Genomic DNA, 18,786 nt, shown 5'->3' on the forward strand with positions numbered 1-18,786 from the left:
CCCGCACCGCGCAGCGAAGCAGGAACCCACCCGAAGCCCTCACCCATCCGGTGGGAGCAGGCGGGAATCCCCGGCCTTTAGGTCGGGGAGGATGTCAATTCGAGGTGAACGTCCTGTCGGCCGTCCGTCTGACACGCGCGTACGTGCCGGGGATGGTGAGCCGGTCGTGGGGCCGCGTGCAGTACATCGCCAGTGACTCGGCCGTCGTCACCCCGGTGGAGATGATCCACTACGGCATGTCCAAGACCGCGCTGCTCGCCGTCTCCCGGGGGTGGGCGAAGGAGGTGGCGGGGAGCGGGGTCACCGTGAACTCCGTCCTCGCCGGTCCGACCCACACCGGCGGGGTGGAGGAGTTCGTCCGCGAACTGGTGGGCCCCGACCTGCCCTGGGACGAGGCGCAGCGCGTCTTCATGCGCGAACACCGGCCGCAGTCGCTGATCCAGCGGCTGATCGAGCCGGAGGAGATCGCGAACATGGTCGTCTACCTCGCCTCGCCCCTGGCCTCGGCGACGACGGGCGGCGCCGTCCGGGTCGACGGGGGTTATGTGGACGCGATCCTGCCCTGACCCCCGGCTTGACCCGCCGGCCCGACCCGCCTGCCTGCCCCTGCGCGCTTCCGACCGCGCGAGCCGCATGTTTGCCGACACACCCCGCCGAACAAACGCTCATCACACCAAAGAGTGAGCGCAGGACATACGTTCGGGAGGCGGAGAGTGAGAGCGGAGCCCGACAGCCCCGACAGTACGGCCGGCGGAATCACGGGGGAGCGCCCCTCCGCGACGCACCACGAGACGGCGCACCACGAGACGGCGTACCACGAGACCGAGAAGGAGCGCGCGGACCGGCGGTGGACGGAACTCCTCCAAGAGGTCCGGGTGGCTCAGATGGGCATCCAGATCCTGCTCGGCTTCCTGCTGAGCGTCGCCTTCACCGAGCGCTTCGAGGACCTGGGGTCGACGGACCGCACCATCTACGTCGTCACGGTCGTCCTCGGGTCCGCGGCCACGGGGACGCTGATCGCCCCGGTCGCCCTGCACCGTTTCGTCACCGGGCACCGGATGAAGCCCCAGACGGTGGAGTGGGCGTCCCGGCTGACCATCTCCGGACTGGTGCTGCTGCTGTGCACCGTCACCTGCGCGCTGCTGCTGATCCTGCGGGTGGTGCTGCACAACGCCACGGCCTGGTGGATCGTCGGCGGGCTCTTCCTGTGGTTCGTGGCCGTGTGGTTCCTGCTGCCCGCCTGGGCCCGCGCCACCAAGGGGGCCGCCGCCCACCGGTAGCCGCGCCCGACCTCGCCGGGGGCCGCGTCAGGCCGCCTCGGCCTCCTCCCCCTCCCGGGGGTCGTGGTCGAAGGACGGGGGCGTCGAGACGGCGTCGGCCGCCGCGCACGACTCCAGCAGCTCGCTCATCGGCACCGGGGCGCGCCTCGGTCGAAGGTCGGACGTCCGGGCGGGCTCGGTCCTCGTGCCGGGTTCCGGCTCTCGTCGGTGGGCCTCCATGGGGTCCTCCTGGCTTCCGGGGCGGGTGCGGCCGGGCGGGCCCGACCGTCTCCTGGTCTCCCATGTGACCACGGCGGCGACGCCCCGTGCAACATCTTGCCGACAGCCTGTCGGAACACTGTCGGAACGCACTCGGGAGGCGGGCGGGCTACGCGGACCGTCCGAGGCCGGACAGGTCCTGCCCGGCCCACCGCGCGCCGACGCCGGTGACCGTCACCGTCCGGACGTCGTGGTCCCCCACCCCGTCCCCCGTCCCCTCCGCCGTCCCGTCCGCCGCCGCGACCGGCGCGTCCGCTCCCACGGCGCGCTCGATGACCACGTGCAGCCGGTCCTCCGACAGCTCCTCGACCTTGCCCTCGCCCCACTCCACGACCACCACCGACGCCGGCAGCGAGACGTCCAGGTCGAGGTCCTCCATCTCCTCCAGCCCTCCGCCGAGCCGGTAGGCGTCCACGTGCACCAGCGGGGGGCCGTCGCCGAGCGGTGGGTGCACCCGGGCGATGACGAAGGTCGGCGAGGTCACCGCGCCGCGCACGCCCAGCCCCTCGCCCAGTCCGCGGGTCAGGGTGGTCTTGCCCGCGCCCAGTTCCCCGGTGAGCAGGACGAGGTCGCCGGGCCGCAGCAGCCCGGCCAGTGCGCGCCCCACCTCCCGCATGCGGTCAGGGGTGGCGACGGTGATCCGTACGGTGCTCCCCGAAGCCGTCTCGGGGGCGGTCCCCACGGTCGGGTGGTGCGGTGTCTCCATGGGTCTGGATGGTACGCGCCAGCAGCGCGGCCAGATGGTCGTTGACCAGGTCGGGCCGCTCCAGCATGATCAGGTGCCCCGCGCCCTCCACGACCACCAGGTCGGCGTGGGGCAGGGCCTCGGCCATCGCCTCGCTGTGCTCGCGCGGGGTGAGCAGGTCCCGGTCGCCGGTGAGGATCAGCGCGGGGCGTCCGCTGTCGAAGGCGGCCAGCGCCGCGGTCTTCTCGTGCTCGGCGAAGGCGGGGTAGAAGTCCGCGACCACGTCGACCGGCACCGACTCGATCAGCCGTTCCGCGAAGCGCGCCACCGCGGGATCGACGTCGCGCGTGCCGAACGAGTACCGCTTGACCAGGCCCGCGAAGAGGTCGGCGGTGGCGCGGCGCCCGCGCTCCACCAGGTCGGCCCGCGCCGCCAGGGTCTTCAGCACGCCCGGCGCCATCCGCTTCAGCGCCCGCGCCCCGGCGGCGGGCAGCCCGTACGTCGCCTCGGCCAGCCCGCCCGCGGAGGTGCCGACGAGGGCCACGCCGGCGACGCGCTCGGCGACGTACTCCGGGTACAGGGCGGCGAGCGCCATCATCGTCATGCCGCCCATGGAGTGGCCGACGAGGACGACCGGCCCGGTGGGCACGGCGGCGTCGAGCACCGCCTTCAGGTCGTGCCCGAGCCGGTCGATGGTCACCGTCTCGCCGACCTGTCCGCGCCCGGAGCGGCCGTGACCGCGCTGGTCCCAGTAGACGGCGCGCAGGGCGGGCGTGGGGGGCGTGCTCGGTTCGAGGTCGCGCAGGGCGGCGCGTTGGAAGTGCCAGACGTCCTGGGCCAGGCAGTAGCCGTGGCTGAAGACGACCGTGGGCGCCCCGTCGACGGTGCCGTCGACGGTGCCGCCGACGGCGCCGTCCGGATCACCGGCGGGATCACCGTCCGGGGCGCCGACGGGGGCGTCCGTCTCGAAGTACAGCTCCGTGCCGTCGTCGGCGACGGCCCGGCCCGGTGTGCCGCGCAGCGTGCCGTAGGGGGCCGCGGCGTCCAGGGCCAGCCGTGCCCTGCGGCTGATCGCGCGGTGCACGGTGAGCCGCTCGACGGCCACGCCCACGGCGGCCCCGGCCGCGGCGAGGCCCAGCACCGCACCGGCCGTGCCGGCCCGGCGGGCCCACTCCCTCCCCGACGCGCTGGTCATGTCCGGGTCACACGTCCACGTTGCGGTGGACGCGCGGCACCCGGGCGCCGATCCGGGTCACGATCTCGTACGAGATGGTGCCCACCACGCGCGCCCAGTCCTCGACCGTCGGCTCGCCGCGGTCGCCGGGGCCGAAGAGGATCGCCTCGTCCCCGGCCTCGGCCGCGTCCCCGCCCAGGTCCACCGCGAACTGGTCCATGGCCACCCGTCCGGCGATCGTCCGCCACTTCCCCGCCACCAGCACCGGCCCGACGCCGGAGGCGTGCCGGGGGACGCCGTCGGCGTAGCCGGCCGGGACCAGGGCGAGGGTCGTGTCGCCGGAGGTGGTGTAGTGGTGGCCGTAACCCACCCCGTGCCCGGCCGGGACCCGCTTGACGTTCGCGAGGGCGGCGCGCAGGGTCATCACCGGCCGCAGCCCGAAGTCCCGGGGCAGGCCGACCTCGGGCGAGGGGGAGAGCCCGTAGACCGAGATGCCGGTGCGCACCAGGTCGAAGTGCGCCTCGGGGAGCGTGAGCGTGGCCGGGGAGTTGGCGATGTGCCGCACCTCCGGATCGAGTCCGGCGCGGGCGGCGACGGCCAGGGCCTCGTGGAAGACGCCGAGCTGCGCGGCGATGGAGGGGTGGCCGGGCTCGTCGGCGCAGGCGAAGTGCGACCACACCCCGGCGACCTCGACCGTGCCCTCCTTCTCGGCGACCCGCGCGGCGGCGACCAGATCGGGCCAGTCGGCGGGTCGGCAGCCGTTGCGGCCCAGCCCGGTGTCGATCTTCAGGTGGACGCGGGCGGTGCGGCCGAGGGCGCGGGCGGCGGCCACGATCTCCTCCAGCGCCCACAGTGCGCTCGCCGAGACGTCGATGTCCGCCTCGATCGCCTCGCGCCACGGCCCGCCCGGCGTCCACAGCCAGCACATCAACCGGCCGCGGTCCCCCGCGGCGCGCAGCGCCAGTGCCTCGTCGGGGGTGGCCGCTCCCAACCAGGCCGCTCCGGCCTGTCGCGCGGCGCGGGCACAGGGGATCATCCCGTGGCCGTAGGCGTCGGCCTTCACCACGGCCATCAGTCCGGCTCCGCCGGCGTGCTCGGAGAGCGTGTGGACGTTGCCGCGCAGCGCCTCGAGGTCGATCTCGGCGCTGACCCGGTGGGAGGTCGTCCCGGTGGGAGAAGGGAGTTCGCTCGTAGCGTTCACGCCCTCAGTGTCTCAGGTCCCCCCGCCCGCCTCCCGGCCCCGCCGGAGGGCGGTCGTCCGCGAGGATCGTCGTCCGTGAGGGTCGTCGTCCGCGACGTCCGCCCAGACCCGCCGCAGGGCCGCCGCCACGTCGAGCGCGCCGGTCAGGGGGGCCGCCCGCCGGCCCGCGAGGCCGTGGAGGTAGGCCCCCGCCGTCGCCGCGTCGGGGGCCGCGAGCCCGGCGGCGAGCAGCGAACCGATCAGCCCGGAGAGCACGTCGCCGCTGCCGGCCGTCGCCAACCAGCCGGTGCCGGTGGGGTTGACCCGCACGGGACGGTCCCCGCCCGGCTCGGCGATCAGGGTGGTGGAGCCCTTGAGCAGCACCGTCGCCCGGTACCGTCGCGCCAGTTCCCGGACGGACGCCAGTCGCGCCGCCTCGACCTCCTCGCGTTCCGTCCCCAGCAGCGCCGCCGCCTCCCCGGCGTGCGGGGTGAGCACCGTCGGCGCCGTCCGGTCCCGGACCTGCTCGGCACCCATCACCCGCAGACCGTCGGCGTCCACCAGGACCGGCAGGTCGAACGCCAGGACCTGGCGCACGGCCTCTGCCGCCTCCGGTCCGTCGCCCAGTCCGGGGCCGACGACCCACGCCTGCACGCGGCCCGCCTCGGCGGGCGGACCGGCGGAGACCAGCGCCTCGGGGAAGCGGGCGATCACCGCGTCGGTCGCGGGCCCGGCGTACCGCACGGCCCCCGCGCCGCCGCGCAGCGCGCCCGCCACGGCGAGCACGGCCGCGCCCGGGTAGCGGGCGGAGCCGGCCGCGATCCCGACGACGCCGCGCCGGTACTTGTCGCTCTCGGCCGCCGGACGGGGCAGCAGCGCGGCCACGTCCGCGTGCCGCGGGGCGCGGACGACCGGTTCGGCCGCCTCCAGGTGGGGGCCCAGGCCGATGTCGATCAGCCGCACCGCCCCGGCGTGCTCGCGCGCCGGGTCGACCAGCAGCCCCGGCTTGTACGCGCCGAAGGTCACCGTCGCCGCCGCCCGCACCGCCACGCCGCGCACCTCGCCGGTGTCGGCGTCGACGCCGCTGGGCAGGTCCACGGCGACGATCGGCACCCCGGCGTCCCGGACGACGTCCAGGATCCTCACCGCGTCGGGCCGCAGCCCGCCCTTGCCGCCGATCCCGACGATGCCGTCCACGACGAGGTCGGCCCGGTGGATCAGGGCGGGGACGTCGGCGGGCACGCCCTCGACGGGGGCGGAGGGCGCCGCCACGACCCGGCCGCCGGCCGCCCGCAGCGCGGCGAGCCCGGCGGCGTGCGTCCTTTCGGGGTTGAGCGGCACGGCGGTCACCCCGGCGCCGCGCCGCGCCAGGAGCGCCCCGGCGAACAGCGCGTCCCCGCCGTTGTCGCCGCTGCCCACCAGCAGGACGATCCGGGTGCCGTACGTCCGCCCGAGCAGTCCGGCGCAGGCCGCGGCCAGTCCGGCGGCGGCGCGCTTCATCAGCGTCCCCGGCGGCAGCCGCGCCATCAACTCCCGCTCGGCGGCCCGTACGGTCTGCACGCTGTAGGCATCTCTCATGCCCACAGTGTGACCGCTCCCCCGCCGGGTCACCCCTCCGCGATCACCCCTCCGCGATCACCACGGCGGAGGCCACCCCGGCGTCGTGACTGAGGGACACGTGCCAGTGCCGCACGCCCAGTTCGGCCGCGCGGGCGGCGACCGTGCCGCGCACCCGCAGCGACGGCCGGCCGTTGTCGGCCGCCACCACCTCGGCGTCCGTCCACAGCAGCCCGCCGGGCGCGCCCAGGGCCTTGGCCAGGGCCTCCTTGGCGGCGAACCGCGCCGCCAAGGAGGCGACCCCGCGCCGCCCCCCGCCGGGGAGCAGCAGCTCGGCCGGGACGAACAGGCGGTCGGCCAGGGCCGGGGTGCGGTCCAGCGCGGCGGCGAAGCGGTCGATCTCGGCGACGTCGATGCCCACCCCGACGATCACCGCGGTCCCCCCGCCCGCGTCACCGTGACCTCACTCCACCGTCACCGACTTGGCCAGGTTGCGCGGCTGGTCCACCTCGTTGCCGCGGGCCGTGGCCAGCTCGCAGGCGAAGACCTGGAGCGGCACGGTGGCCACCAGGGGCTGGAGCAGGGTGGGCGTGGCGGGGATGCGCACCAGGTGGTCGGCGTACGGCACGACCGTGTCGTCGCCCTCCTCGGCGATGACGATGGTCCGCGCGCCCCGGGCCCGGATCTCCTGGATGTTGGAGACGATCTTGTCGTGCAGGACGGACCGGCCGCGCGGCGACGGCACGACCACGACCACCGGCAGGTCGTCCTCGATCAGGGCGATCGGGCCGTGCTTGAGCTCCCCGGCGGCGAAGCCCTCGGCGTGCATGTACGCCAGTTCCTTGAGCTTGAGCGCGCCCTCCAGGGCCACCGGGTAGCCCACGTGGCGGCCGAGGAAGAGCACGGTGTTCTTGTCGGCCAGCTCCCTGGCCAGCTCCCGCACCGGCCCCATCGTGCCGAGGACCTTCTCGACCTGCGTGGAGATCTCGGACAGTTCGCGGATCACCGAGCGGATCTCGTCGCCCCACTTGGTGCCGCGCACCTGGCCCAGGTAGAGGGCGACCAGGTAGCAGGCCACCAGTTGGGTCAGGAACGCCTTGGTGGAGGCGACCGCGACCTCGGGGCCGGCGTGGGTGTAGAGCACCGCGTCGGACTCGCGCGGGATCGTCGAGCCGTTGGTGTTGCAGATGGCCAGCACCTTGGCGCCCTGCTCGCGGGCGTGGCGCAGCGCCATCAGGGTGTCCATCGTCTCGCCGGACTGGCTGATGGCGATGACCAGGGTGCGCTGGTCCAGGATCGGGTCGCGGTAGCGGAACTCGCTGGCCAGCTCGGTCTCGCAGGGGATGCGGGTCCAGTGCTCGATGGCGTACTTGGCGATCATCCCGGCGTGGTAGGCGGTGCCGCAGGCCACGATGACGACCTTGGAGACCTCGCGCAGCACGTGGTCGGGGATGTGCACCTCGTCCAGGGTCAGTTGACCGGACTCGTCGATGCGGCCCAGGAGGGTGTCGGCGACCGCCTTGGGCTGCTCGGCGATCTCCTTGAGCATGAAGTAGTCGTAGCCGCCCTTCTCGGCGGCCGAGGCGTCCCAGTCCACGTGGTAGGTGCGGACGTCGGCGGGGGCGCCGTCGAAGTCGGTGACCGTCACCTGGTCCCGCTTGAGCTCCACGACCTGGTCCTGGCCCAGCTCGATCGCCTCGCGGGTGTGGGCGATGAACGCGGCGACGTCGGAGGCGAGGAAGTTCTCGCCGTCGCCGACGCCCACCACCAGCGGCGAGTTCCGCCGGGCGCCGACCACGGTGTCCGGCTCGTCCGCGTGCACCGCGACGAGGGTGAAGGCGCCCTCCAGACGGCGGCACACCTGCCGCATCGCCTCGGCGAGGTCGCCGCAGGAGGAGAAGGTCTCGGCGAGCAGGTGGGCCACGACCTCGGTGTCGGTCTCGGAGGTCAGGTGGTGGCCTCGTTCGGTCAGCTCGGCGCGGAGTGCGGCGAAGTTCTCGATGATGCCGTTGTGGACGACCGCGACCCGTCCGGAGTTGTCCAGGTGCGGATGCGCGTTGGCGTCGGTCGGCCCGCCGTGCGTGGCCCACCGGGTGTGGCCGATGCCGGTGGTGCCGCTGGGGAGCGGGCGCTCGTCCAGGAGCTTGCCGAGGTTGGCCAGCTTCCCGGCCTTCTTCGCGGCCGCCAGGCCGCCGTCGGCGAGAACGGCCACGCCCGCCGAGTCGTAGCCGCGGTACTCCAACCGCTTCAGCCCCGCGATGACGACGTCGAGGGCGGACTGCCCTCCTACATAACCAACGATTCCGCACATGTGGGCAGCCTAAGGGGCGGAGCGTGTGATCGTGGTCAGCGCCCTCGCGCTATTCGGTCTATCGCGCCCTCGATGATCTCCAGGTACTCCGACTCCTCGCAGCGCGGCTTGCTGCCGGGCCGGTACAACTCCAGGGCGTCCCGCAGATCCTCGCCGAGGTCCTCGTCGGGGAGTTCGTCGACGGAGTCCTCCCAGGCGCGGGAGGCGCGGGCCGCGGGCACGGCGGCGTGACGGTGACGAGCCGCACGGAAACGACGGAACGACAACGACATGACGGGACCCTCCGACCCGTAACACACGGGACGAGCGTGCGATTACGGTCAACCTAACGGCCCCGGACGGTTCCGTACAGCCCTCCTCCGCCGCTTTCTGTGCCATTGATCACACCTCGTCGCCCGGTGAGCCGGCCCGTGCGCGCACCACAATGGGCCCGTGTCCGCCCTCATCACCTCGCCGGCTCCGTCGACATCACCCACCTCGGCGCCCACCTCGGCGTCCACCTCGGCGCCTGCCTCGGCACCGCAGCGCCGTGGCCGCTCCGACACGAGCCCCTTCGTCGATCTCTCACGCGCCGAGTGGAGCGCGCTGCGCGAGAAGACGCCCCTGCCCCTGACCGCCGCGGAGGTGGAGGAGTTGCGGGGCCTCGGCGACGTCATCGACCTGGACGAGGTGCGGGACGTCTACCTGCCGCTGTCGCGTCTGCTCAACCTGTACGTCGGCGCCACCCACGGGCTGCGCGGCGCGCTCAACACCTTCCTCGGCGACGCGGGCGGCCACGGTGCCCAGCGCGGCACGCCGTTCGTGATCGGGGTCGCGGGCAGCGTCGCGGTGGGCAAGTCCACCGCCGCGCGCCTGCTGCGGGCGCTGCTGGCCCGCTGGCCCGAGCATCCGCGCGTGGAACTGGTGACCACGGACGGGTTCCTGTTCCCCAACGCGGAGTTGCGGCGGCGTGGGCTGATGTCGCGCAAAGGGTTCCCCGAGTCCTACGACCGCCGCGCGCTCACCCGTTTCGTCGCCGACGTCAAGGCGGGCCGGGAGGAGGTCACCGCCCCCGTCTACTCGCACCTGATCTACGACATCGTCCCCGACCGGAGGCTGACGGTGCGGCGCCCCGACATCCTGATCGTGGAGGGCCTGAACGTCCTCCAGCCCGCCCTCCCGGGCAAGGACGGCCGCACCCGGCTCGCGCTCGCCGACTACTTCGACTTCTCCGTCTACGTGGACGCGCGGACGGAGGACATCGAGCGGTGGTACCTGGGCCGCTTCCGCAAGCTGCGCGAGACGGCCTTCCAGGACCCGTCCTCGTACTTCCGCCGGTACACGCAGGTGTCGGAGGAGGAGGCGCTGGACTACGCGCGTCGGATCTGGCGGACGATCAACCGGCCCAACCTGGAGGAGAACATCGTCCCCACCCGGGGCCGGGCCAGTCTCGTCCTGCGCAAGGGCCCGGACCACAAAGTCCAGCGCCTGTCACTGCGCAAGCTCTGAGGGCGCGCCGGCCCCCGGGACCGGCCGCCCGTCGAGGTCGTCCAGGCGGCGCAGGTACCGGACGCCCGGCCGGCCGTCCGGTCGGGCGGACCCGTCGACGACGAACCCGGTGCGTTCGAGCACGGCCCTGGAGGCGGGGTTGTCGAGGGTGGTGACCGCCCACAGCGTCGAGAGCCGGTACCGCCTCGCGGCCAACCGGCACACCTCCCGCACCGCGGCCGTCGCGACGCCCCGGCCGGCGGCCCGCTCGGCGACGCGGTAGCCGAGTTCCGCGCCGCCCTCGGCCACGTCCACCAGATTGACGCGGCCGACCAGCTCCCCGTCCTCGTCGACGACGACGTGGAAGTGGCACGCCCCCGTCTCCTGTTCGGCGAGCAGGGCGGCGTGCCGGGCGTCGAACTCCGCGAAGTACGCGTCCCCCCGGTCCGCGACGGACCGCGCGAACCACGCGCGGTTCTCCCGCTCGAAAGCCGACAGGGCGGGCGCGTGGTCGGCCCGGAGCCGCTCCAGTCTCACCATGGGCGGAAACCCTACGCGGTGCCGCCCGCCGGCCGCGCGCCCGTGACGCGGCGTCAACCCAGCGCGGACTTGACCTCGTCGGCCAGCCGACCGGCCACCGTGCGGGCCTGCTCCAGATCCGCGGCCTCGACCATCACCCGCACCAGCGGCTCGGTGCCGGAGGGCCGCAGCAGCACCCGGCCGGTCTCGCCCAGCTCCCGCTCCGCCTCGGTCACGGCCGCGGCCACCCGGGCCGAGGAGGCGACCCGGCTCTTGTCCACGTCCCGCACGTTGATCAGCACCTGCGGCAGGCGCTCCATGACGGACGCCAGCTCCGCCAGCGGGCGGCCGGTGGCGGCCACACGCGCGGCCAGCAGCAGACCGGTCAGGGTGCCGTCGCCGGTGGTGGCGTGGTCCAGGACGATCACGTGCCCGGACTGCTCGCCGCCCAGCGAGTAGCCGCCGCGCTTCATCTCCTCCAGGACGTAGCGGTCGCCGACCGCCGTCTGGCGCAGCTCGACGCCCTCGCGCTCCATGGCGAGCTTGAAGCCCAGGTTGGACATCACCGTGGCCACCACGGTGTTCCCCCGCAGCGTCCCGGCCTCTTTCATCCCCAGGGCCAGCACGCTGAGGATCTGGTCGCCGTCGACCTCCTCGCCGTCCGCGTCCACGGCCAGGCAGCGGTCGGCGTCGCCGTCGTGCGCCACGCCCAGGTCGGCGCCGTGCCGGACCACGGCCTCGCGCAGGCCGTCCAGGTGCGTGGAGCCGCAGCCGTCGTTGATGTTGAGCCCGTCGGGCTCGGTGGAGATGGTGATCACCTCGGCGCCCGCGCGCGCGAACGCCTCCGGGGAGACCCGCGCCGCCGCGCCGTGCGCGCCGTCGATGACGACCTTGAGCCCGTCGAGCCGGTTGGGCAGGACGCCGACCAGGTGGGCGACGTACTTGTCGAAGCCCTCGTCGTACTCCTTCACCCGGCCCACGCCGGCGCCGGTCGGCCGGTCCCAGGGCTCGCCGGAGGCGTGCTCGCGGTAGATCTGCTCGATGCGGTCCTCCAGCTCGTCGGCGAGCTTGTGACCGCCGCGGGCGAAGAACTTGATGCCGTTGTCGGGCATCGGGTTGTGGCTGGCGGAGAGCATCACGCCCAGGTCGGCGCCGAGCGCGCCGGTCAGGTACGCCACGGCCGGGGTCGGCAGCACGCCCACCCGCAGCACGTCCACGCCCGCGCTGGCCAGCCCGGCCACCACGGCGGCCTCCAGGAACTCCCCGGACGCTCGCGGATCACGCCCGACCACGGCCACCGGCCGATGGCCCGCGAACGTACCCGCCTCGGCGAGCACGTGCGCCGCCGCGACCGACAGTCCGAGCGCCATTTCGGCGGTCAGGTCGGCGTTGGCGACTCCGCGCACACCGTCCGTTCCGAAGAGTCTTCCCACCGTGGTTCCTCCGAGTTCCAAGCCGAGGTCGGGCCTGCCGCGGGCCCGGTTCATCCAGATATACGCCTCTTGGCCGCGTTCACGACACGACCGCGCGTCCGGCAGGCCCTCGGCCACCCCACCGGGCGCAGGAGGAACACCCCCGCCCGGGGGGCCGCGCCACCGAACGCGTCATGGAAGACGAACGCCCCGACGCACTGTGACGGTGCTGTCGGGGCGCTCATCGACGAATGCCAGGTGTCCCGGCAGGCTGCGCTCGGATCAGCGCTTGCTGTACTGGGTGCCCTTGCGGGCCTTCTTCAGACCGGCCTTCTTCCGCTCGACGGCGCGAGCGTCACGGGTCAGGAAGCCGGCCTTCTTCAGCGGGCCGCGGTTGTTGTCCACGTCCGCCTCGTTCAGCGCACGGGCGACGCCCAGGCGGAGCGCGCCGGCCTGGCCGGAGACGCCGCCGCCGCTGATGCGGGCGATGACGTCGTAACGGTTGTCCAGCTCGAGAACCTTGAACGGCTCGTTGACTTCCTGCTGGTGCACCTTGTTCGGGAAGTAGGCCTCCAGGGTGCGACCGTTGATCTTCCACTGACCGCTGCCCGGCACGATGCGGACACGGGCCACCGCGTTCTTGCGGCGACCGGTGCCGGCGGCAGGCTGCGGCTCACCGAAGCGGGAGGCAAGCGACTCGGTGGTGTACTCCTCGACGCCCTCGGGCGTCTCGGTGGTGTAGTGCTCGACGTCCTCGACCTCTTCGATCGGGGTCTCGGGGGTGGTCTCGGCCACGGTTCTCCTCAGCTTCTCTTCGTCTTGGGTGGCCGGACTACTGCGCGACCTGGGTGATCTCGAACGGGACCGGCTGCTGGGCAGCGTGCGGGTGGTTCTCGCCCGCGTAGACCTTCAGCTTCGAGAGCATCTGGCGGCCCAGGGTGTTCTTCGGGAGCATGCCCTTGACGGCCTTCTCCACAGCCTTCTCGGGGCTCTTGCGGAGGAGCTCGTCATAGCGGACGGACCGCAGACCACCCGGGTAGCCGGAGTGGCGGTAGGCCATCTTCTGAGTCCGCTTGTTGCCGGAGAGGTGCACCTTGTCGGCGTTGATGATGATGACGAAGTCACCAGCGTCAACGTGCGGCGCGTACACCGGCTTGTGCTTGCCCCTCAGAAGGGTGGCGGCCTGGGAGGCCAGACGGCCCAGGACGACATCTGTGGCGTCGATGACGTGCCACTGGCGCTGGATGTCGCCGGGCTTGGGGCTGTACGTACGCACGGTCGTAGCCTTCGCTTCTTCAGTGAGTGTTTCCTGACAAGGTCACCGGAGATCACGACAGCCTTGACCACACGTCGGTGACGCAAGCCGATGCGGGTCGCTGGTCATCGTCCTGGTGGACCAGGCGTAACGGCCTCTCACGTGAGAACGAGCAAGCCAATACGCACAACGAACCAGCAGGATACCGGCCGTCCGCCGCACGGGTCAAAGCGCCCCTCCATCGGACGCGCGCGGTCCGGGCCCGCCCACGCTCGGTGAGCGGGGCGCGCCGGTCGCGTCAGCGTGCCCGCGCCACCCGCCCCTCGTCCCAGACGGGCTCCGACACCTCCCGCACCCGACCGTCCGCGCCGAAGAGGAGGAAGCGGTCGAAGGACCGGGCGAACCAGCGGTCGTGCGTCACCGCCAGCACCGTCCCCTCGTACGCCTCCAGGCCCTGCTGGAGCGCCTCGGCGCTCTCCAGGTCCAGGTTGTCGGTGGGCTCGTCCAGCAGCAGCGCCGTCGAGCCGGCCAGTTCCAGCAGCAGGATCTGGAAGCGGGCCTGCTGGCCGCCCGAGAGTTTCCCGAAGGGCTGCTCGGCCTGGCGGTCCAGCTCGTAGCGGCGCAGCGCGGACATCGCCGCGCCCCGGTCCCTGGCGTGCTCGGTCCACAGGATGTCGAGCAGGGTGCGCCCCTCCAGCTCGGGGTGAGCGTGTGTCTGCGCGAAGTGGCCGGGCACGACCCGCGCGCCCAGTTTCCACTCCCCCGTGTGGGCGACGTCGCCGCCCGCCAGCAGCCGCAGGAAGTGCGACTTGCCCGACCCGTTGGAGCCGAGCACCGCGACCCGCTCGCCGTAGAAGACCTCCAGGTCGAACGGTTTCATCAGCCCGGTCAGCTCCAGCCCGGAGCAGGTGACGGCCCGCACCCCGGTGCGTCCGCCGCGCAGCCGCATCCGGATGTCCTGCTCGCGCGGGGGCTCCTGCGGCGGCCCCGCCTCCTCGAACTTCCGCAGCCGGGTCTGCGCCGCCTGGAGGCGGGAGGCGAGCCCGTCGTTGTAGGCGGCCTTCTGTCTGAGAGTGTTCACCAGTTGCTTGAGCTTGGCGTGCTGCTCGTCCCAGCGCCGCCGCAGCTCCTCGAAGCGGGCGAAGCGCTCCTTCCGCGCCTGGTGGTAGGTGGCGAAGCCGCCGCCGTGCACCCACACGTCCGATCCGGCCGGGCCCGGCTCCACGCTGATGATCTTCTGCGCCGCCCGCGCCAGCAGCTCCCGGTCGTGGGAGACGAACAGGACCGTCTTGCGGGTCTCGTTCAGCCGCTCCTCCAGCCACCGCTTGCCGGGGACGTCGAGGTAGTTGTCCGGCTCGTCCAGCAGCAGCACCTCGTCCGGGCCGCGCAGCAGCGCCTCCAGGACCAGCCGTTTCTGCTCGCCGCCGGACAGGGTGCGCACCATGCGCCACTGCGCCTTCTCGTAGGGGACGCCCAGCGCGGCCGTGGTGCACATGTCCCAGACGATCTCGGCCTCGTACCCGCCGGCCTCGGCCCAGTCCGCGAGGGCCTGCGCGTACGCCATCTGGGCCGCCTCGTCGTCCACCTCCATGATCGCCAGTTCGGCGGCGTCCACCGCCTCCGCCGCCCGGCGGACGCGCGGCCGGGCCACCGAGACCAGCAGGTCGCGGACCGTCCGCTCGTCCCGCACGGAACCGACGAACTGCGGCATCACCCCGAGCCCGCCGCCGACCGTCACCGTGCCGCCGTGCGGCTTCAACTCCCCCGAGATCAGCCGCAGCAGGGTGGTCTTCCCGGCGCCGTTGGCGCCCACCAGCGCCACCGAGGCGCCCTCGCCCACCCGGAACGAGACGTCGTTCAGCAGCACCCTCCCGTCGGGCAGGTGGTACTCCAGGTGTGCCGCATCCACGTGTCCCATGTCCACGACTCTGGCCGGGGGTCGGCGGCCACGGCAAGCGAATAAGATGCGCCCATGAGCTTTGGGCAGGGGGGGCCGGGCTGGAGCCCCGGCGGACCGTCCACACCGTCCACACCGGACTGGGCCGCACTCGCCGAGGAGACCGAGCGGGCCCGCGCCCGCCGTCGCCGGTGGCTGATGATCGGCGGCGGGGCGGTGGCCACGGCGGTCATCGCCGCGATCGTGGCGACCGCCGTCGTCAACGAGGGCGGGTCCGGCGCCAAGGCGTCCGACGGCCCGTCGGCGTCGCTCCCGCCGTCCGAGAGCCTGCCGCCCACCCCGGAGCAGCCGGAGCCGACCTTCTCCTCCGAGCCCCCGCCCCCTCCGCCGCCGGACCCGCGGGACTTCCTCTCCGACCCGGCGAAGGACACCGCCCCGCTCAGCGCCGCCACGCTCTTCCCCGGCGACTCGATGACCGCCAACGGCCGGAAGTACGCCAAGGGGGCCACCGCCGCCACCAAGAGCTGCGCCTCCGCCGCCCAGGGCGCCCTCGGCACGGTGCTGACGAACAACGGCTGCCGCGAGCTGATCCGGGTGACGTACCAGCGCGACGGGATGGCGGTGACCGTCGGCGTCGCCGTCTTCGACAGCGCCGAGGCGGCGTCGAAGGCCAAGGACCAGGCCAGGCCCAACGTCGCCTCGCTGCCGGGCGCGGGCGTCCCCACCTTCTGCCGGGGCGTGGTCTGCGCCAGTTCCGCCAACGCGCTGGGCCGCTACGCGTACTTCACCATCTCCGGCTACACCGACGGCAAGAGCGTCACGGTCTCCGAGGCCGCCACCGAGGCCGCCCGCCAGGTCGGTCGGGACGCGGCGGACTTCGCCTTCGCCCGCCTCCTCGAACGCGGTCAGGAGCAGGCGGAGGCCTCGGTCTCGCAGGGCTGACGCGAAGCCGGGCCGCGCCGGGAACCGCGGCTTCCGGGCGCGGGCCGGAGACGGTCAGAGGGAAGTCAGAGAGAGGTCAGAGGGAGAGCGTCGGGTTCCCCTTGTCCCGGTCGCCGTCCGAGCTCAGCGTCTCCTTGATCGCGGCGAAGAACGAGCGGCGCCGCACCAGCTTCGACCCGCGCGCTCCGTCGAGGATCTCCGTCCGCTCCCCGAAGCCCTCCGGCAGCGGCGGCAGTCCCAGCGCCGCGCACACCTCGGTCAGGTGCGCGGTCAGGTGGTCGGCTCCCGCGCCGTCGGTGCGCAGCAGGGCGGTCAGCGGACGGATGTCCCGGACGCCGTACGCGTCGGCGAGCGCCTTCGCCACGTCGGACGCCCTCGCGAAGTCCGGCACGGGCGCGGCCAGGTCCCACTCGTGGGAGACGACCTTCTTCCCGTCGCGCAGCAGCGTGATCCCGTACCGGTCGCCGGTGCGGTGCAGCACCAGGGCGGGCCACTTCTCCGCCCGGGTGATGGTGGACGCCGCTTCCGTCAGGCTTCCCTCGCCCAGCAGCGCGCCGCTCACGCCGCCGCGGGGGCCGGTGGCGGCGGAGACCGCCAACTCCACGAAGGTGCGGGCGCCGGGCGCGGGGGCCAGACGCAGGTCGAGGCCGGTCATCAGCGCCGCCTCCTCGACCGCGCGCGGGGGCGCCGAGCACACGGCGACGGCCCTCGGCCGCCACGGGGCGCCCGCGTCCGCCGGTCCCGTGCCCGCCGGCTCCGGACGCGGGGCCGGCTTGGCGAAGAAGGGGGTGCGGCGCGCGATCAGCACCCGCACGCCCTGGCGCATCTCCAGGAACTCCGCCAGCGCGTCGGAGTTCTCGTACTTCCAGGGGTGGGCGCGCGCGTGCACGCCGATGGCGCGGAACGTCTCCAGCGCATCCTCCAGGCGACCGGCGCGGATCAGCGCGAGCGCCAGGTGGTTGCGGAATCCGGCGGCCACCGGGTCGCCGGGCTCGTAGTGGGCGGACAGCTCCAGCGTCCGCTCCACGGCCGCCGTGACGCGCTCCTCGGGGATCTCGTCCTCCTCGTCGCCCTGGAGGACGTACTCGGTGACGGCCTGGATCGGCAGGGCGTTCAGCAGCGCGCCGGGTTCGGCGCGGTCCGCCGCGCTCTCCGCGAACTCGAACATCTCCTGGTGGGAGCCGTACCACTTGGCGCACAGGTACTGCAGGGCACTGGCGTGGCAGCCGTAGTGCCCCGGGTCCCGGTCCATGACCTCCATCAGGTAGCCGTCGAAGATCTCGCGCGGGGCCTGCGAGCCCATGGCGTGGTTGATCGCCACCCGCCACGGCACCGGGTCCTCGGGGTTGAGTTCCACCGCCCGTTCGACGGTGGGGACGGCGTCCCGCAGCAGGGTGTGGAAGGCCTGGAACTGCTCGCGCGAGACGTGCCGGGCACGGGCCGCGGTCCGTATCTCCCACGCCCGGCCGATGGCCAGATCGGCCCGGACCAGCCAGGCGTCGGGGTCGTCGGGGTCCTCCGCGAGCCAGGCGTCCAGCCAGCCGGGACGGTGCAGCGCGTGGTCGGCGAGCTCCGAGACGTACCGGTCGCGCCGCTCCCACCGCGCGCCGCGCCGCGTCGAGGCCAGCAGGTCGCGGGCGACGGTGAAGTCCCCCTTCCCGACGGCGACCAGCGCCTCGCGCAGCGGCGCGTCGGGGGCGTCCAGGGTCACGGCCTCGTCGGGCGGCAGGTCGGCCCCGACGTGGGGGAGGTGACGCAGGAGGCGGGGGAAGGACAGGAGGAACGGAAGCTCGGCCACGGAACGGCATCCAAGCCCATCGTCGCCGCCCCGGCCATCCGTTTTCGGTGACGATCCCGCATCGGTGCCCGTGCCCCCGGCGGTGCCGCCCCGGCCGGGCCGGGGCGGCGGCGGGACGTCAGTCCTGCTGGGCGCCCGGCGGGAGTTGACGCAGGGTCACCTTGGTGGGGGTCTTCTGCTTGAAGGCCCAGTCGAGCATCCTCGTCGCGTCCGGGTAGCGGTCGGAGCTGTTGAGGATCACACCGACCACCGTGCGCTTGTCACGGGTCGCCGCGAAGACCAGGCAGGGTCCGGCCTTGCTGCCCGTGCCCGTCTTGATGCCGATGACGCCCTTGTACGAGCCGAGCAGCTTGTTGGTGTTGTACCAGGTGTACGTGCGCCCGTTGGTCGCCTTCTGGACGGTGCCGGTCGACTTGACCACCGTCTTGAAGGTGGTGTTCGCCAGCGCGTGCCGTGCCAGTTTCGCCAGGTCGCGCGGGGTCGAGTGGTTGTTGCCCGACGTGGGGATGCCGTCGAAGGAGTCGAACTTCGTGTTCTTCATCCCCAGGTCGGCGGCCTTCTTGTTCATCTTGGAGACGAACGACTTGGTGCGGGCCGCCGTGGTGCTGCCGCTGCCGAAGGTGTCGGCCAGCGCGTACGCCGCGTCGCAGCCGGAGGGGAGCATCAGGCCGTACAGCAGTTGCCGCACGGTGAGCTGGTCGCCCGTCTTCAGGTCCGCGGTGCTGGCGCCGTGCTTGGCGACGTGGTCGCGGTAGGCCTTCTTGACCGTGACCTTGCGGTTCAGATCGACGTTCTTGGTGGTGACGACCACCACCGCCGTCATGATCTTGGTGGTGCTGGCCATCTCGCGCTTCGTGTCGGCGGCCTTGCTCCACAGCGTCTTGTTGGGGCCGTTGTCCAGGAGGAAGGCGCCCTTGGCCTTGACGCCGGACGGTCCCTCGGCCGCCTGCGCCGGCGCCACCAGCGGTCCTGTGACCAGCACGGCTCCCGCCGTCACCGCCACCACGCCCGCCCGGCGGGCGCCCCTCGTTCGAGATCTCAATGGATGCTC

General features: G+C 73.3%; 17 protein-coding genes and 1 pseudogene. 4 read left to right on the forward strand and 14 right to left on the reverse strand.

Annotated elements, in window-relative coordinates:
* Positions 1-98: 98 nt before the first annotated feature.
* Positions 99-566: pseudogene (locus tag IF47_RS0121505) on the forward strand (SDR family NAD(P)-dependent oxidoreductase); the annotation flags it as partial.
* A gap of 147 nt (positions 567-713) precedes the next feature.
* Positions 714-1,280, forward strand: coding sequence for a DUF6328 family protein (locus tag IF47_RS0121510; RefSeq protein WP_245641186.1), 567 nt, complete (start codon positions 714-716; stop codon positions 1,278-1,280).
* Positions 1,281-1,647: 367 nt separating this feature from the next.
* Here the strand turns inward: IF47_RS0121510 and tsaE are convergent, their stop codons facing one another.
* Genes tsaE through IF47_RS0121550 form a run of 7 tightly spaced genes read right to left on the reverse strand, consistent with a single transcriptional unit; the run spans position 1,648 to position 8,666 of the window.
* On the reverse strand, positions 1,648-2,244 hold the full coding sequence (tsaE, locus tag IF47_RS0121520; RefSeq protein ID WP_051718037.1) for a tRNA (adenosine(37)-N6)-threonylcarbamoyltransferase complex ATPase subunit type 1 TsaE: 597 nt from the start codon (positions 2,242-2,244) through the stop codon (positions 1,648-1,650).
* The gene (locus IF47_RS0121525) at positions 2,159-3,418 is read right to left on the reverse strand and encodes an alpha/beta fold hydrolase (RefSeq protein WP_078592029.1); all 1,260 of its coding nucleotides are present in this window, start codon (positions 3,416-3,418) and stop codon (positions 2,159-2,161) included. Before IF47_RS0121525 ends, tsaE begins: the two co-directional genes overlap by 86 nt.
* A 7-nt stretch (positions 3,419-3,425) precedes the next feature.
* Entirely contained in the window at positions 3,426-4,598 is a 1,173-nt protein-coding gene (alr, locus tag IF47_RS0121530) for an alanine racemase (protein ID WP_031510557.1), read from the reverse strand.
* A 12-nt stretch (positions 4,599-4,610) separates the two neighbouring features.
* Positions 4,611-6,155: an NAD(P)H-hydrate dehydratase gene (locus tag IF47_RS0121535; RefSeq protein ID WP_078592032.1), complete on the reverse strand. Its 1,545-nt coding sequence runs from the start codon at positions 6,153-6,155 to the stop codon at positions 4,611-4,613.
* A 43-nt stretch (positions 6,156-6,198) separates the two neighbouring features.
* Complete coding sequence (locus IF47_RS0121540; RefSeq protein WP_031510559.1) at positions 6,199-6,567, reverse strand: holo-ACP synthase; 369 nt, start codon at positions 6,565-6,567, stop codon at positions 6,199-6,201.
* Positions 6,568-6,597: 30 nt separating this feature from the next.
* Positions 6,598-8,445, reverse strand: a complete 1,848-nt coding sequence (gene glmS / locus IF47_RS0121545; protein ID WP_031510560.1) for a glutamine--fructose-6-phosphate transaminase (isomerizing) — start codon at positions 8,443-8,445, stop codon at positions 6,598-6,600.
* Positions 8,446-8,480: 35 nt separating this feature from the next.
* Complete coding sequence (locus IF47_RS0121550; protein WP_051718066.1) at positions 8,481-8,666, reverse strand: hypothetical protein; 186 nt, start codon at positions 8,664-8,666, stop codon at positions 8,481-8,483.
* Between the two features lie 223 nt (positions 8,667-8,889).
* Between IF47_RS0121550 and coaA the strand changes: the two genes are divergently transcribed.
* Complete coding sequence (gene coaA, locus IF47_RS0121555) at positions 8,890-9,933, forward strand: type I pantothenate kinase (protein ID WP_051718069.1); 1,044 nt, start codon at positions 8,890-8,892, stop codon at positions 9,931-9,933.
* Here the strand turns inward: coaA and IF47_RS0121560 are convergent.
* The 5 genes from IF47_RS0121560 to IF47_RS0121580 all read right to left on the reverse strand — a co-directional run bounded on the left by IF47_RS0121560 (position 9,916) and on the right by IF47_RS0121580 (position 15,016).
* On the reverse strand, positions 9,916-10,452 hold the full coding sequence (locus IF47_RS0121560) for a GNAT family N-acetyltransferase (RefSeq protein ID WP_051718038.1): 537 nt from the start codon (positions 10,450-10,452) through the stop codon (positions 9,916-9,918). The two genes, coaA and IF47_RS0121560, sit on opposite strands and share 18 nt — an antisense overlap.
* A gap of 53 nt (positions 10,453-10,505) precedes the next feature.
* Complete coding sequence (glmM, locus tag IF47_RS0121565) at positions 10,506-11,864, reverse strand: phosphoglucosamine mutase (RefSeq protein ID WP_031510564.1); 1,359 nt, start codon at positions 11,862-11,864, stop codon at positions 10,506-10,508.
* Positions 11,865-12,125: 261 nt separating this feature from the next.
* A complete protein-coding gene (gene rpsI, locus IF47_RS0121570; RefSeq protein WP_031510565.1) occupies positions 12,126-12,638 on the reverse strand; it encodes a 30S ribosomal protein S9 in 513 nt (170 codons plus the stop codon).
* A gap of 37 nt (positions 12,639-12,675) precedes the next feature.
* Positions 12,676-13,119 carry a 50S ribosomal protein L13 gene (rplM, locus tag IF47_RS0121575; RefSeq protein WP_031510566.1) on the reverse strand — a complete coding sequence of 148 codons (444 nt, stop codon included), beginning with the start codon at positions 13,117-13,119 and terminating at the stop codon, positions 12,676-12,678.
* Positions 13,120-13,396: 277 nt separating this feature from the next.
* Positions 13,397-15,016, reverse strand: coding sequence for an ABC-F family ATP-binding cassette domain-containing protein (locus tag IF47_RS0121580; protein ID WP_031510567.1), 1,620 nt, complete (start codon positions 15,014-15,016; stop codon positions 13,397-13,399).
* A gap of 54 nt (positions 15,017-15,070) precedes the next feature.
* Here IF47_RS0121580 and IF47_RS0121585 point away from each other — a divergent pair, with 54 nt between their 5' ends.
* Positions 15,071-15,937 carry a hypothetical protein gene (locus IF47_RS0121585; RefSeq protein WP_157840015.1) on the forward strand — a complete coding sequence of 289 codons (867 nt, stop codon included), beginning with the start codon at positions 15,071-15,073 and terminating at the stop codon, positions 15,935-15,937.
* A 76-nt stretch (positions 15,938-16,013) separates the two neighbouring features.
* Here the strand turns inward: IF47_RS0121585 and IF47_RS31255 are convergent, their stop codons facing one another.
* Both IF47_RS31255 and IF47_RS0121595 read right to left on the reverse strand, forming a co-directional pair.
* Complete coding sequence (locus tag IF47_RS31255) at positions 16,014-17,735, reverse strand: hypothetical protein (RefSeq protein ID WP_211257246.1); 1,722 nt, start codon at positions 17,733-17,735, stop codon at positions 16,014-16,016.
* 118 nt (positions 17,736-17,853) lie between these two features.
* Complete coding sequence (locus IF47_RS0121595) at positions 17,854-18,777, reverse strand: D-alanyl-D-alanine carboxypeptidase family protein (protein ID WP_031510570.1); 924 nt, start codon at positions 18,775-18,777, stop codon at positions 17,854-17,856.
* Positions 18,778-18,786 lie beyond the last annotated feature (9 nt).

The organism is Streptomyces megasporus (assembly GCF_000718985.1).
GTDB classification, from domain to species: Bacteria; Actinomycetota; Actinomycetes; order Streptomycetales; family Streptomycetaceae; genus Streptomyces; species Streptomyces megasporus.

Bases quoted from the DNA above. Each gene is read 5' to 3' on its own strand.
- tsaE (WP_051718037.1), bottom strand. From the start codon at position 2,244: ATGGAGACACCGCACCACCCGACCGTGGGGACCGCCCCCGAGACGGCT.
- IF47_RS0121525 (WP_078592029.1), bottom strand. From the start codon at position 3,418: ATGACCAGCGCGTCGGGGAGGGAGTGGGCCCGCCGGGCCGGCACGGCC.
- IF47_RS0121535 (WP_078592032.1), bottom strand. From the start codon at position 6,155: ATGAGAGATGCCTACAGCGTGCAGACCGTACGGGCCGCCGAGCGGGAG.
- glmS (WP_031510560.1), bottom strand. From the start codon at position 8,445: ATGTGCGGAATCGTTGGTTATGTAGGAGGGCAGTCCGCCCTCGACGTC.
- IF47_RS0121560 (WP_051718038.1), bottom strand. From the start codon at position 10,452: ATGGTGAGACTGGAGCGGCTCCGGGCCGACCACGCGCCCGCCCTGTCG.
- IF47_RS0121580 (WP_031510567.1), bottom strand. From the start codon at position 15,016: ATGGGACACGTGGATGCGGCACACCTGGAGTACCACCTGCCCGACGGG.
- IF47_RS0121585 (WP_157840015.1), top strand. From the start codon at position 15,071: ATGAGCTTTGGGCAGGGGGGGCCGGGCTGGAGCCCCGGCGGACCGTCC.